14 protein-coding genes are annotated in these 12,007 nt (G+C 69.6%); 7 read left to right on the forward strand and 7 right to left on the reverse strand.

Features of this window, described 5'->3' with window-relative positions:
- The first annotated feature begins 24 nt into the window (after positions 1 to 24).
- Positions 25 to 738: an ABC transporter ATP-binding protein gene (locus tag OG798_RS18490; RefSeq protein ID WP_095855001.1), complete on the forward strand. Its 714-nt coding sequence runs from the start codon at positions 25 to 27 to the stop codon at positions 736 to 738.
- 80 nt (positions 739 to 818) lie between these two features.
- Here the strand turns inward: OG798_RS18490 and OG798_RS18495 are convergent, their stop codons facing one another.
- Entirely contained in the window at positions 819 to 1,145 is a 327-nt protein-coding gene (locus tag OG798_RS18495) for a nuclear transport factor 2 family protein (protein ID WP_095858120.1), read from the reverse strand.
- A 142-nt stretch (positions 1,146 to 1,287) separates the two neighbouring features.
- On the opposite strand from OG798_RS18495, the gene OG798_RS18500 reads away from it, so the two are divergent.
- The gene (locus tag OG798_RS18500) at positions 1,288 to 1,833 is read left to right on the forward strand and encodes a DoxX family protein (RefSeq protein ID WP_267061573.1); all 546 of its coding nucleotides are present in this window, start codon (positions 1,288 to 1,290) and stop codon (positions 1,831 to 1,833) included.
- Positions 1,834 to 2,224: 391 nt separating this feature from the next.
- Here OG798_RS18500 and OG798_RS18505 read toward each other — a convergent pair whose 3' ends face one another.
- The 4 genes from OG798_RS18505 to OG798_RS18515 all read right to left on the reverse strand — a co-directional run bounded on the left by OG798_RS18505 (position 2,225) and on the right by OG798_RS18515 (position 6,131).
- Positions 2,225 to 2,494 carry an RICIN domain-containing protein gene (locus OG798_RS18505; protein ID WP_267063811.1) on the reverse strand — a complete coding sequence of 90 codons (270 nt, stop codon included), beginning with the start codon at positions 2,492 to 2,494 and terminating at the stop codon, positions 2,225 to 2,227.
- Positions 2,448 to 3,797, reverse strand: a complete 1,350-nt coding sequence (locus OG798_RS18510) for an RICIN domain-containing protein (protein WP_328760229.1) — start codon at positions 3,795 to 3,797, stop codon at positions 2,448 to 2,450. The genes OG798_RS18505 and OG798_RS18510 overlap by 47 nt, the downstream gene beginning before the upstream one ends.
- Positions 3,798 to 3,933: 136 nt before the next feature.
- On the reverse strand, positions 3,934 to 4,254 hold the full coding sequence (locus tag OG798_RS56565) for a transposase family protein (RefSeq protein ID WP_443053785.1): 321 nt from the start codon (positions 4,252 to 4,254) through the stop codon (positions 3,934 to 3,936).
- 197 nt (positions 4,255 to 4,451) lie between these two features.
- Complete coding sequence (locus OG798_RS18515; RefSeq protein WP_328757325.1) at positions 4,452 to 6,131, reverse strand: RICIN domain-containing protein; 1,680 nt, start codon at positions 6,129 to 6,131, stop codon at positions 4,452 to 4,454.
- Positions 6,132 to 6,544: 413 nt separating this feature from the next.
- Between OG798_RS18515 and OG798_RS18520 the strand changes: the two genes are divergently transcribed.
- Positions 6,545 to 6,988 (forward strand): hypothetical protein, encoded by a 444-nt coding sequence (locus OG798_RS18520; RefSeq protein ID WP_382142093.1) that lies wholly within the window; start codon positions 6,545 to 6,547, stop codon positions 6,986 to 6,988.
- Between the two features lie 240 nt (positions 6,989 to 7,228).
- Positions 7,229 to 7,894: a histidine phosphatase family protein gene (locus OG798_RS18525; RefSeq protein ID WP_267061575.1), complete on the forward strand. Its 666-nt coding sequence runs from the start codon at positions 7,229 to 7,231 to the stop codon at positions 7,892 to 7,894.
- A gap of 54 nt (positions 7,895 to 7,948) precedes the next feature.
- On the opposite strand, the gene OG798_RS18530 is transcribed toward OG798_RS18525, so the two are convergent.
- On the reverse strand, positions 7,949 to 8,992 hold the full coding sequence (locus tag OG798_RS18530; RefSeq protein ID WP_095854996.1) for a LacI family DNA-binding transcriptional regulator: 1,044 nt from the start codon (positions 8,990 to 8,992) through the stop codon (positions 7,949 to 7,951).
- 20 nt (positions 8,993 to 9,012) lie between these two features.
- Here OG798_RS18530 and OG798_RS18535 point away from each other — a divergent pair, with 20 nt between their 5' ends.
- The 3 genes from OG798_RS18535 to OG798_RS18545 all read left to right on the forward strand — a co-directional run bounded on the left by OG798_RS18535 (position 9,013) and on the right by OG798_RS18545 (position 11,005).
- On the forward strand, positions 9,013 to 9,144 hold the full coding sequence (locus OG798_RS18535; RefSeq protein WP_257016865.1) for a hypothetical protein: 132 nt from the start codon (positions 9,013 to 9,015) through the stop codon (positions 9,142 to 9,144).
- The gene (locus OG798_RS18540; protein WP_328757326.1) at positions 9,141 to 9,905 is read left to right on the forward strand and encodes an SDR family oxidoreductase; all 765 of its coding nucleotides are present in this window, start codon (positions 9,141 to 9,143) and stop codon (positions 9,903 to 9,905) included. The genes OG798_RS18535 and OG798_RS18540 overlap by 4 nt, the downstream gene beginning before the upstream one ends.
- A 95-nt stretch (positions 9,906 to 10,000) precedes the next feature.
- Positions 10,001 to 11,005: a Gfo/Idh/MocA family protein gene (locus OG798_RS18545; protein ID WP_060897193.1), complete on the forward strand. Its 1,005-nt coding sequence runs from the start codon at positions 10,001 to 10,003 to the stop codon at positions 11,003 to 11,005.
- A gap of 94 nt (positions 11,006 to 11,099) precedes the next feature.
- Here the strand turns inward: OG798_RS18545 and OG798_RS18550 are convergent, their stop codons facing one another.
- Entirely contained in the window at positions 11,100 to 11,990 is an 891-nt protein-coding gene (locus tag OG798_RS18550) for an NmrA family NAD(P)-binding protein (RefSeq protein WP_328757327.1), read from the reverse strand.
- Between the last annotated feature and the right edge of the window lie 17 nt (positions 11,991 to 12,007).

Below are 12,007 nucleotides of genomic sequence, written 5' to 3' on the forward strand. Positions count from 1 at the left end.
TCTTCTGCATCCTCGGAGAACCTCATGTACAAGCTCACCGGCGTCACCAAGCGCTACACGCGGGGCAAGGAGACGGTGGAGGCGCTGCGTGGCATCGACCTCACCATCGAGGACGGCGACCAGCTCGTCATCCAGGGCCCCACGGGCGGCGGCAAGTCCACCCTGCTCCAGATGATCGGCGGCCTGGACCGTCCCTCCGCCGGCAGCGTCGAGCTGGACGGCGTCGACCTCGCCTCCATCAGCGAGGCCAAGCTGACCCGGCTGCGTGCCGAGAAGATCGGCATCATCTTCCAGTCGTTCAACCTCATCCCGACGCTGACCGCGCAGGAGAACGTCGAGACCGCGCTCGTACCGCTCGGGGTGAAGCCCGCGGAGCGGCGCAGGCGGGCCGCCGAGGCCCTGGGCTCGGTCGGCCTCGGCGACCGCGTCGGCCATGCGCCGAGCGAGCTGTCCGGCGGTCAGCAGCAGCGTGTCGCCATCGCGCGCGCCCTGGTCAAGAAGCCGAAGGTGCTCCTCGCGGACGAGCCGACCGGCAACCTCGACGAGGGCACCCGCGACGACATCATGGGCCTGCTGGAAGGGCTCTGGCACGAGTACGGGCTGACCTTCATCATGGTCACCCACGACTCGTCGATCGCCCGCCGGGCGCCGCGCCTGGCGACCATCAAGGCAGGGCAGATCACACTCACCGAGCAGGGTGCGCGGAGCGCCGTGTCCCAGCAGTACGCCCCGCAGTAGTCGCGCGGCCCCCGGTCGATCGCGCCCGTGTTCTCCTCGGCCCGGGCGACCGGGGGGAGCCGGGGATCGGGACGGTTCGGCTACGCCTGGCCGGTCTCGAAGCGGGTGATCCTGCCGCCGTCGTCGACGGTGAAGCTCCACCTCGTCTTCATCTCGCCCCAAGTGTCGTTGTTGTAGCGGGCGATGAGGGCACGGCCGCCGTTCGACTCGTTGTCGACCTCCATGTGGCCGCGGGAGGAGAAGATCTCCCGATCGGTCCAGTCGGCGAGGTCGCGGTCGGCACCGTCGTCGGACATGGTCGCGTCGGGTGCGAGGACGGCCTGGAAGGCGTCACGGTCATGGGCGTTCACAGCGGTGACGAAGGCCCGGACGGCCGGGTCGCTGAGTTTCGCTACCTGAATCGTCATGGGAGTCACCCTCACACCGGTCCCGGGCGCCCGCCACCCGAACGACACCCCGAACACGTCGGTCACGCGTCATCGGTGCGACGGTGGGGACACGGGAGGGACCGTTGACCGTTGCCGCCGTCCGTCTGTTCTGGGAGCCACCGTGACCTGTTACGACCGAAGTGATCTGGGACTGCTGTTGCTCCGTCTGGGCACGGGCGGAGTGCTGGCCGCGCACGGGACGCAAAAGCTGTTCGGCTGGTTCGGCGGGGGCGGCCTCGAGGGGACCGGGACCGCCATGGAGGCCATGGGCTACACGCCCGGCAAGGCGAGCGCGGTGGCGGCGGGGCTGGCCGAGGCCGGCGGAGGCACCCTGCTGGCGCTGGGCCTCGCGACCCCCGCGGCGGGTGCGGCGGCGGCCGGGGGGATGGTGGGCGCGGCCGCGGTGCATCTGCCCAACGGGTTCTTCGCGATGAACGGCGGCTACGAGCACGCGGCGCAGCTGGCCCTGACGGCGGCGGGCCTCGCGGTGGCGGGCCCCGGCCGCCTCTCCCTGGACCATGCGCTCCGCCACGCCGTGAACCGGGGCTGGATGGTCCCGGTGGCGCTCGGCGTCACGGCGGCGGCCACGCTGGCCGTGGTGGGGGCGCGGAACAAGAGGGTGCGGCGGGCGGTCGAGGGCGAGCAGGAGACGCTGTTCGACGAGTAGCCGACTCGACCGGGAGGCGTCGGGCACGCGGCCCGCGGGGAAGCTGGTCCCATGGCTGATGACGACGTCTGGGAATCCATCGACCGCCTGCGCGCTCACCGAGTCGATGGTGCGCAGCAACGCGGTCGGCTCACCCCCAGCGTCGCGTGTGGCAGGGTGACACTGTGGAGCCGGGCCTGAACTACGGCCCGGCTCCACTGTGCGATACGACGCTGGGCCGCGCACCGGTGGCAGCTGCCGCAATACCGCCCGAGGTCCCCACCGAGGTGACGACCTCGGCCTTACTCGTCCGAGAGCAGCGGCACTACCGAGTCCGCCGTACCTTGCTCACTGGTTGCGCAGCCCGCGAAACAAGGCCTGCGTCAGGCTCACTACGTGCCCGACCACAACGTCAGGCACTGGCGCCGGTCCAGTTGTGCGCGGCGTTGTCCGCCTGGCAGGACCACTGTTCGGAGACGGCGCCGTTAGAGCTGCTGCCTCCGTAGGTGGTGAGGCAGAGGTTGCTGCCGCCGTTGACGAGAAGAGATCCGCCGGCAGTTCCTGTGGCCCGTGACCAATCCTGCGCGTGACTGCCGTTGCAGCGCCACTGCGTCATCTCGGCTCCGTTGGCGGTGCTACCGCCGTAGACGGTCAGGCAGCGGTCGCTCTGGAAATTGCGGATCCGGGATCCGTCCCAGTACCTGGGCGCTCGTGCCGTTGCAGTCCCACTGGACCACTTGTGCGCCGTCGTTGAGGCTGCCGCCGTACGGGAGCAGGCACTTGCCGCTGCTGACGTTCCGGGAGCGGACGGTCTCAATGGGGCGCGCCGTAGGCGCGAAGTCGAAGACCAGACGCTGCGGGAGCACTCGGTCCGCCTGGGCCACCTCGTTGACGCCGCGCACGCGCCCGGTGGACGCGTCCCAGTCCAGGTTCTGCGTCATGTCCGGAACAGCCGTCAGGACGTGCGGGGCCCCACCGGGCTCAGCCTTGTGAACGCAGGCGCTTTCCCGGTAGCCGTTGGCGAACGACGACGGGCACAACCCGCTCATGAAGAAGGAGCCCTGCGCGAAGACCGCGCCTTGCATGCCCCAGACGGGCGAGGTCCAGGCAGCGGAGGCGGTGACGGTGTTGCCGCTACCCGTCTTCGGCAGGCCCTTCGCCAGATCGAGCGGCCACTCCACGAGACGGCCGCCGGCCCCGCTCTGGACGTATTCACTGGACAGCAGGGTGCCGGTGGAGCGGTCGAAGCTGAGGGATGTAAGGCAGGGAGCGTTCCCCGTGATCGCCGTGCAGGACGAACTGCCGGTCGGCGTCGTCCGGTAGAGGTATGCCCTGGGCAGGACATAGTCGAAGCCGGATGGCCGGTTGGAGGCACGCATCAGGTCGCTCAAGCGGAAGACGTGCAGGTACCGGCCGTTGCCTATCAGAAGGTTGTCCTTGTACCAGACGACGCTGTCGGCGTGGGAGGCGAGCGGGCTCACAGTACCGCCGGCGCTCAGGGTCGTCAGGAGGACGTCGGTGTACCGGGGGGTGGCTGCGTCGCGGCTCACAAAGCGCAGTTTCGCCAGCGTGTTGTCCTGACTGTGCCATGTGACGGCGTCCCACCGCTGGTTGCCCCACGTGCCGTCGGCCGTGCCATTGTGCGGTACGGAAAGCCCCTGCGGGCTCCAGCCGTTCGTGCCACTGTCATCTCCAGCGTTGTCCCAGCAGTAACCGCGGGCATCGACACCCGGGTTGAAGGGAGCCGGGTAGCACAGACCGTCCGCTCCCGATACGCCTGTTCCGGCAAGGGTCGTCAGCCCGACCCTGCTGAGTTGAGGGTTGGCTGCCGCACCATCGCTGACCTCAGAAGTGGAATCGCTGTCCAGGGACAGCGTGAAACCACTCGCCGAAATCGGGGTGAGACCACTCGCTGCCTGCGCCGTACCCGTGACCACATACATGCCGGCAAGGAACAGCATGCAGACCGTGGCCAGTCGAACCAAGGGCCCAATTTTCCTGCGAAGCCAAGAGACAGAGATGTCATGACATGATCATGACATAGTCCCGTCTGTGCTCCCCGAGTGCTTGGTTGGGGGAGGACATGCACCGGTAGGCAGGGCCGGTGTATTGATCAGAAACTCAAATGGTTCTCGTCGAGGGTGCAGCGGACGTGGGGGCCACCGAAGACCGTACAGACCCATCCGCGAAGCGTCCTCTCTGTAGGTGACGTCTCGGACAGCGGGCGATGGCGGCCAGGGACATGGCTCCACCGAGGACGGCGACCAGGCACAGCCCCAGCAGGGAGCCCAGGCGGTAGCGGCGGCCCCGGACCCGGCGGGGATCGGGTATCCGACCCAAGGCCTCGGCCAGGGAAGTGAGTTGCGGCGGTTCCGGATCCGGGCAGGCGGAGCCGACGTCCTCGCAGTGGCGCTGCGGGACACCGATCAGGGCGGATGGCACGCGAACGCGACCCCTGTTCGTGATCAAAGGCTTCGACAACCTTGATCATCAGGGGTCGCGTCTCTCGTTGCCGAACCGGGCGAACCACCCACGGCGGCGCGTACGCAGGCGATCAGCTCATCTCGCCGACCGAGAACGCATCAGCCCTGCCCACGACAGCGGTCACGACCCCACGTGACCCGCCCCCTTGAAGATCTCTAGAAGCCCTTCACCCTCCACTCCTGCGAGTCCCCACCGGTCTTCGACCACAGCGTCAGATAGGTGCCGTCGGTCAGCGAGTCGCCCTTGGGTGTGACGGCCTTGCCGAGGTTGTTGGTGATCGCGCCGCCGTCCTGCCCGAACAGCTGCGAGGAATTGCTGTTGCAGGTCCACAGAGTCAGCACGGCGCCGTTGGTGTCTTCCGCATCGCCCTGCGGGGTCAGGCACTTGCCGCTCGCCTTGTTGACCAGGCGGCCGTCCTGGAAGGACCAGCGCTGGCTCTCGGACCCGATGCAGTGCCAGACCGTGACGATGGTTCCGTTGGCGGTGCCATCACCCTTGGGTGTGGCGCAGGTGAAGCCCGGCTTTTTGAAATTGGACATCCAGCCCCAGCCGTCGACCGCTGCGCCGGCGCTGGGGTTGATGGAGAACACCACGCGTTTGGGGCCGACCGTCGCGTCCTCCAGGGCTTCGTTCAGGCCCCACAAACGTCCGGCGTTCGGGTCCCACGACAGGCTCTCGGTCAGCGCGGGCGCCTGCGTGATCACACGGGTCGCTTCGTTCTTCGCGGCCACGTGGACACAGGAGTAGCCCGACGGCCAGGACTTCGGGCATTCGGCGCTGATGTAGAAGTTCTTGCCGTCGGTGGCGGCGCCCTGCACTTGCCACAAAGACGTGATGTACCCCTCGGGCGCCGACTTCACCTGGGTGGGCAACCCCGCGCCGAGCTCCGCCAGCGGCCAGCGGACGATGCGGGAGTCTTCCTCGCCGACGCTCTCCACCGAGATCAAGCTGGACGTCGAGCGGTCGACGCTCAGGCTGCTCAGACACAGCACCCCGTTTTTGGGACCGCAGGAACGCGGGTCTCCCCCCGGGAACGGCTGGGGGTCCGTGTCGGGGACGACCCCGGACTTCGTGGTGTAGCGCGCCAACAGCGGCAGGGCCCAGCGGTGGTAACGGGCGGAGGTGCGCCCCCCGTTCAGGCCGGTGGCGGAGTTGCTGGTGTCGTTCATGCTCCACAGGTGCGTGAGGTCGTACACCTGCAATTCCACGCCGTTGGCCACGAACAGCCGGTTGCCGTACCAGGCGACGCCGTCCGCGTGCGACTTGTTGGCCAGCTCCTTGAAGTTGCCGTTCACCGGCTCCACGAGGGCCACATGACCGTAGGTCACCTGCTCGCCGTCCGACTGGGCGATCGATATGCGCGTGTACTCCTCGTGCGGATCGTTGTCGGCATACTTCCCGTAGTACCAGGACGCGATGTACAGGTGCCGGCCAGCGTACAGGCCGCCCGAATAGGCGTCGTGCGAGCCGGTGAAGCCCTGCGGCATCCAGCCGCCGCCGGCGTCCGTGTAGCCGGTGCGGTCGTCGTCGGGGTCCCAGCAGAAGCCGTCGTACTTCAATGTGCCGTTGAGCCCCGTGCCGTGGCACAGGTTCGCGCGGCCGGTGCGCGAGTTCAGTACGTCGGTGACGGACGCCGTGGCCACACCGGCCGACTCGGCCGAGGAGATCAAATTCTTCTTGTCCCCGTCGACGCGGGTCAGGGTGAACTGGGCATCAAAGGGGTCCAGTCCGGTGGTCGCCTGGGCGGAATGGACGGGCAGCAGCAGGCTGGCGGTCAGCGCCGCTGCGGCTGCGGGAAGCAGAAGGCGCCGTATGCGCTCGAACACTTGTTTCATGGCGCGCAGTTAATCACACCGGACACACAGGCATCGAGGCGATGCACGCCCAACACCTCCGCGGCAATGGCCAGTTCGCACTGGTCTGCTGGCGCAGGCTGGTTCGGTCCGTGGGAGCACGAGTGCTCGCGGGATCCATCCCGCAGGTGTTCACCGCGACCACTCGGGTGAGGCTGTGCACTTGTGCCCGGATGATCGATGCTCGCGCTTCTGGTTGCCCCAGGGACCACGCCCGGTACCTGAATGCGCGGTGAGCGGTGCCGCGTTGCGCGGAGACCGACTCCAGAAAGCTTCCGCTTTCCCGAACGTGATCGGTGGGTTCGGGGTGGATGAGCATGAACTCCGGTTCGCGGCCGGAGAGATGAGCGTGGTTGGTCTGTCCGTCTCGCTCGTGGGGGTGGCCGGCGCCGTCGGTGCTCGGTCTGTTGGAGGCCCGGGAGAAGAAGGTCCGGGAAGAGGTGGCCCGGCTACGGGAGGAGGCTGAGCGGGTGCGGGCCGCGCTTGACGCGGCGGAAAGCACGCTGGCGCGGCTGCCCGAGGCGCGCGAGACGGTGGCCGAAGTACCCACCGGGAGGCTCCGCGCCCGGCTGACCTCCATGGCCGATCAGACGGGCATTGCGATCACCGCGGTCGATCCCGCCTACACCTCCCGGTGGGGCGCCCAGCACCGGCAAAAGCCCCTCACCAGCAGCAAGCGCAAAACGACCCGCCACGACGCGGCAACCGTGGCGATCGGAAGGCCCGCCCGGGGACACCCTCCCCCGCGTTCCCGGACCACGGACACGATCCGTGCCGCCCGGACGCGGAGCGAACTCGGGGGACCAGAACGCCCAACACCGTTCGGGGCGTTCGGCTGAGCCTGGGTTCTGGCAACAGGACTCACTCCCGCTCGGTCCTTAGGAACGGTCCCCGTGCAGGACTACGTTCTCCCCCGTGGCCGCAAGGTGGTTGCCGTTGCCGGTGGGATGCTCGCGCTCACCTTCATGGGGCTGGGATGAGACGGGCGCCGGTCGCGACGCCCGGGCCGCGGCCTGCGGGTCACCGTCAGAACCGACCTGCGCCGCAGCCGTCGTACCACCGTCTGAGAAGGTGACCGTATGCGCCTGATCCTCATCCGCCATGGCCAGACCCCGTCCAACGTGGCGTTCCTCCTGGACACCGCCGTCCCCGGACCGGGTCTGACCGACCTCGGCGAGAAGCAGGCCGCCGCGCTGCCCCAGACGCTCGCGGACGTGGACATCGACCTGCTGTACGTCTCCACGCTGACCCGCACCCAGCTGACGGCCGCGCCGCTGGCGGCCGCCCGCGGTCTCGAGGTGGTCGTACGGGACGGCATCCGTGAGCTGGAGGCCGGGGATCTCGAGATGATGCGCGGCGACACCGAGGCGGCCAGGGCGTACTTCACGACGGCGTTCGCCTGGGTGGCCGGGGACACCGAGCTGCGGATGCCGGGCGGGGAGAACGGCACCGAGGCGCTGGGCCGGTTCGACGCGGTGGTCGCGGAGGCCGCCGCGACCGGCGCCGGCAGCGTCGCCATGGTCAGCCACGGCGCCGCGATCCGGGTGTGGACGGCGGCCCGGGCGCACAACGTCGACATGTCCTTCGCGGCCGCCCACCGGCTGGACAACACCGACATCGTGATCCTGGAAGGCTCCCCCGAGGAGGGCTGGACGGCGCTGTCCTGGGCGGGCACGGACATCGGCGGCGCGGCGCACGCGCGGGAGAGCGGCCCCGCGGGACAGCCGTTGGGCCCGACCGCGTAGACGTCTGCCTGTCCCCCGCGGGTACGGGATCCGTCCCCCGCGGGAACGGGATTCTCACACCGACGGCACGTTCACGTTGTACGGCGGCATGTTGTACGGCGTCACCACCTGGATCGCCGACGGCAGGAACGGACCCTCGTCCGGCAGCGCCTGCTGGGCCCGCATGATGGTCTGGCAGGCGCGCCGCATGTCCTGGCGCAGGTCGTGGTGGAGCACCGCGGACAGCTTCCCCTCCGCCAGCAGCCGGGTGTTGTCGTGGTCCAGGTCGTGCGCGACGAAGGCCAGCACGCCCCGGCCGAGCGCCGCGAAGGCGTCGATGGTCGCGGTGTTGCCACCGCCGATGGAGTAGACGGCGTTGATCTCCGGATCCCGCTCCAGAGCCGCCAGGACCAGAGCCCGCTGGGTGGAGTCCAGCCCGTCGCTGTCCGTGACCTCGACCAGTCGGCGCAGGGGCCCGCCGTCGCGCATCCCGCTGCGGAAACCCATCTCGCGCTCCTCCTCGTTGCGGAAGGACCCCCGGCTGATCGTGACGAGCACATGGCCCGGACGGTCGGCGAGCCACTGGCGTATCAGGTAGGCGGCGGTGGCTCCGGCGGCCCGGTTGTCGATGCCGACGTACGCCAGCCGCGGGCTGCTGGGCAGATCCGTCACCAGCGTGACCACCGGGATACCGGCCGCCACCAGCCGGCCGACCGCGGCGGTGACCTCGGGGACCTCCGGGGCCTTGAGGATCACTCCCTGAGAACCGCGCGCCGCGATCCTGTCCAGGTCCTTCACCAGCTCCGCCGCGGGGTCCGTCTCGCGGAAGTGGAACCGTGAGCGGACGACCGCCGGGTGCAGGGACGGCAGTTCGGCCTCCAGGGCGTCGCGTACCGCCGAGGAGAACCGCTCCGGGGTCTGCATCACGATGTCGATCATGAAGGTGCGGCCGCCGATGCGGACCTGGGTGCGCTGCCGGTCCAGGTCCTTGATGGCCTGCTGCACCTCCCGCGCCGTGCTCTCGCGCACGCCGCCGCGATGGTTGAGGACCCGGTCGACCGTCGCCTCGCTCAGGCCGGCCTGCCGGGCGATCTCGCGGATCGTATACGGATGTCCCATGGGTTCCTTCGCTGCGTCCCGTGATCGAGGAGATCAAGATCGAGGAGATCAATGAGGGGTTTTTGATGGTTCTCTGCGGATTGATTGACGGTCCCGACCTCATGAGACTGGCAGAAATGTCACCGCGCCGGAAGGCGGCAGCACACTCATGAACCAACTGCTCGAGGACAAGGTCGTCCTCGTGAACGGCGGCAGTCAGGGCGTCGGCGCGGGCATCGTGCGCGCGGCGCTGCGCGAGGGCGCCACGGTCGCCTTCACCGGGCGCCGCACCGAGCTCGGCGAGAAGTTCGCCGCTGAGACCGGTGCCACGTTCGTACGGGCCGATCTGACCGATCCCGCGCAGGCGCGTGGCAGTGTCGAGCAGGTCGCGGCCGCCCACGGCCGGATCGACTGCCTGGTGAACGCGGCCGGGCTGACGTCACGCGGCACGCTCCTGGGCACCACGCCGGAACTGTTCGACGCGCATGTGGCGATCAATCTGCGCGCGCCGTTCTTCGCGATGCAGGCCGCCGTCCAGCACCTGGTGGACCGCGGGGCGCCGGGCACCGTCGTCAACATCATCACGTCCTCGGCCCACGGCGGGCAGTCCTTCCTCGCCCCGTACGTCGCCGCCAAGTCCGGGCTCATGGGCCTCACCCGCAACGCCGCCCACGCGCACCGCTGGGACCGGGTCCGGATCAACGGCCTCAACATCGGCTGGACGGACACCGAGGGCGAGGAGGAGATCCAGCGCACCTTCCACGGCGCGGGCGACGACTGGCGGGAGGAGGCGGCGAAGACCCAGCCGATGGGCAAGCTGGGCCAGGTCGACGAGATCGCCGACTTCGTCGTCTTCCTGCTCTCCGACCGCAGTGGCGTGGTCACGGGCTCGGTCATCGACTGGGACCAGATCGTCTTCGGCGGCCTCGACTGACCCCCTGTCCCTCACCGCACTCCCCCCTCTCCCCACCTCCTCCCCCTCGCCCCTCCCTCGGCGGGCACACCCTCACTGGCTTTAGGAGCAATCTCATGCGTATCGGCATCCTGGGACTGGGCCGGATCGGCGCCTTCCACGCGGCGACCCTCGCCGGCCTCGACGCGGTGGACACCCTGGTCGTCAGCGACCCGGTGGCGGCGGCCACCGCGGCGGCGGTGGAGCGGTTCGGGGCGACGGCGGTGGACTCCCCCGAGGCGGTGCTCGCCGCCGGGGTCGACGGCATCGTCATCGCGGCCGCCACCGACGCGCACCCCGCGCTCATCCTCGCCGCGGTCAAGGCGGGCATCCCGGTGTTCTGCGAGAAGCCGGTGGCGCGGACCGTCGAGGAGAGCCTCGACGTGCTGGAAAGCGTCCGGGACAGCGGTGTCGAGGTGCAGATCGGCTACAACCGGCGTTTCGACGCGGGCTGTGTGGCCGCCCGCAAGGCCGTGGTGAGCGGCGAACTCGGCAAGCTGCACACCGTACGGTCCACCACGCTGGACCCGGCGCCGCCGCCCGCCGCGTACGTCGCGGTCTCCGGGGGCATCTTCCGCGACTGCAGCGTGCACGACTTCGACATCGTGCGCTGGGTCACGGGCCGCGAGGTGGTCGAGGTGTACGCGGCCGGTGGCAACCGGGGTGCCGAGTACATCGCCGAGGCGGGTGACGTCGACACCGCGTCCGCGATCCTCACCCTCGACGACGGCACCATCGCCCTGGTCTCCAACTCCCGCCACAACGCGCGGGGTTACGACGTCCGCCTGGAACTGCACGGCATGCGCGACAGCATCGCCGTGGGCCTGGAGGACAAGCTACCGCTGCGTTCCGTCGAGCCGGGCGCCACCTTCCCGGCGGGCCCGCCGCACGACTTCTTCATGGACCGGTTCGCCCCCGCCTACCGCGCCGAACTCACCGCCTTCACGGAGGTCGTCGCGGGCCGCGCCACGTCGCCGTGCACGGTCGCGGACGCCATCGAGGCCGGCTGGATCGCCGAGGCGTGCGCCCTGTCGCTGGCCGAGCACCGTCCCGTACGCCTGGAGGAGGTACGCGAGGCCTGACCCTCTCCGCACAGGACTGGGCGGCCTCCACACAGGGCTGGGCGGCGCGACCGAGGAATCGATCGCACCGTCCGGCCCTCGTGCGTCGCGGCCGTCAGGCCAGAACGGCCGGCTTGAGGATCTCCTCGCACCACTGGCGGAACGTGGTGGGGGTGCTGGCCGCGGGGGTGCGCGGCTCGGCGTTGTCGAGGCCACGGTCCTTGGCCGTCGCCATGTCCACCATGCCCTGCGCCATCGCCTCGGACATCCCCCGCTGCCTCAGCGTGTCCCTGAACGACTCGACGGGAACGTACTGGAACCGCACCGGCCTCCCCAGCACCTCGGACATGATCCGCGCCATGTCCTCGAAGGACAGGTCCTCGGGCCCGAGCACCGGGACCTCGCCCTGCCCGCTCCAGGAGTGGTCGAGCAGCAGCCCGGCTGCGACGGCGGCGATGTCGCGGGTGGCACAGGTCGGCGCCTTGAGATCGCCGGCGACGGGCTGGAAGAACACGCCCTCGCTCCTGATCGCCTCGACCTGGCGCAGCAGGTTGTCCATGAACGAGGGCAGAGTCAGCGCCCGATAGCCCACCCCCGTACCCGCGATCAGGTCGTCCATCGCCAGGGACGCCGACACCAGCCCAGCATTGCCGGGCACCCCGCGCCCCAAGGCCGAGATCCCCACGACCCGCTGAACCCCCCGCCTCTTGAAGGCGTCGCAAGCGGGCCTGCTGAAGTCCACGTAGACGTCCTCGACCCGCGCGGCCCGCGGATTCGGCGGCGCCAGCCAAAAGACGCTGTCCGCTCCGGCGAACGCCGCGTCGACGACGTCGGGGTCGCCGTGCGAGCCGACCACGACCTCGACCCGCTCGCGCACCTCCGGGGAGAGCCGGGAGGGATCGCGCGCGATCACCCGGACCGACTCCCCGCCGTCGAGGACGTCACCCAGGACGATGTCGAGAACCTGGCGGCCGATCTGCCCGGTGGGCGTAGTGATGACGATCACGAAAAGGAACCTCCTGA

This window comes from Streptomyces sp. NBC_00271 (assembly GCF_036178845.1).
Lineage (GTDB): Bacteria > Actinomycetota > Actinomycetes > Streptomycetales > Streptomycetaceae > Streptomyces.

Excerpts from the sequence above, each read along its gene's own strand:
- OG798_RS18490 (WP_095855001.1), top strand. The coding sequence starts at position 25 with ATGTACAAGCTCACCGGCGTCACCAAGCGCTACACGCGGGGCAAGGAG.
- OG798_RS18495 (WP_095858120.1), bottom strand. The coding sequence starts at position 1,145 with ATGACGATTCAGGTAGCGAAACTCAGCGACCCGGCCGTCCGGGCCTTC.
- OG798_RS18515 (WP_328757325.1), bottom strand. The coding sequence starts at position 6,131 with ATGAAACAAGTGTTCGAGCGCATACGGCGCCTTCTGCTTCCCGCAGCC.
- OG798_RS18525 (WP_267061575.1), top strand. The coding sequence starts at position 7,229 with ATGCGCCTGATCCTCATCCGCCATGGCCAGACCCCGTCCAACGTGGCG.
- OG798_RS18530 (WP_095854996.1), bottom strand. The coding sequence starts at position 8,992 with ATGGGACATCCGTATACGATCCGCGAGATCGCCCGGCAGGCCGGCCTG.
- OG798_RS18540 (WP_328757326.1), top strand. The coding sequence starts at position 9,141 with ATGAACCAACTGCTCGAGGACAAGGTCGTCCTCGTGAACGGCGGCAGT.
- OG798_RS18545 (WP_060897193.1), top strand. The coding sequence starts at position 10,001 with ATGCGTATCGGCATCCTGGGACTGGGCCGGATCGGCGCCTTCCACGCG.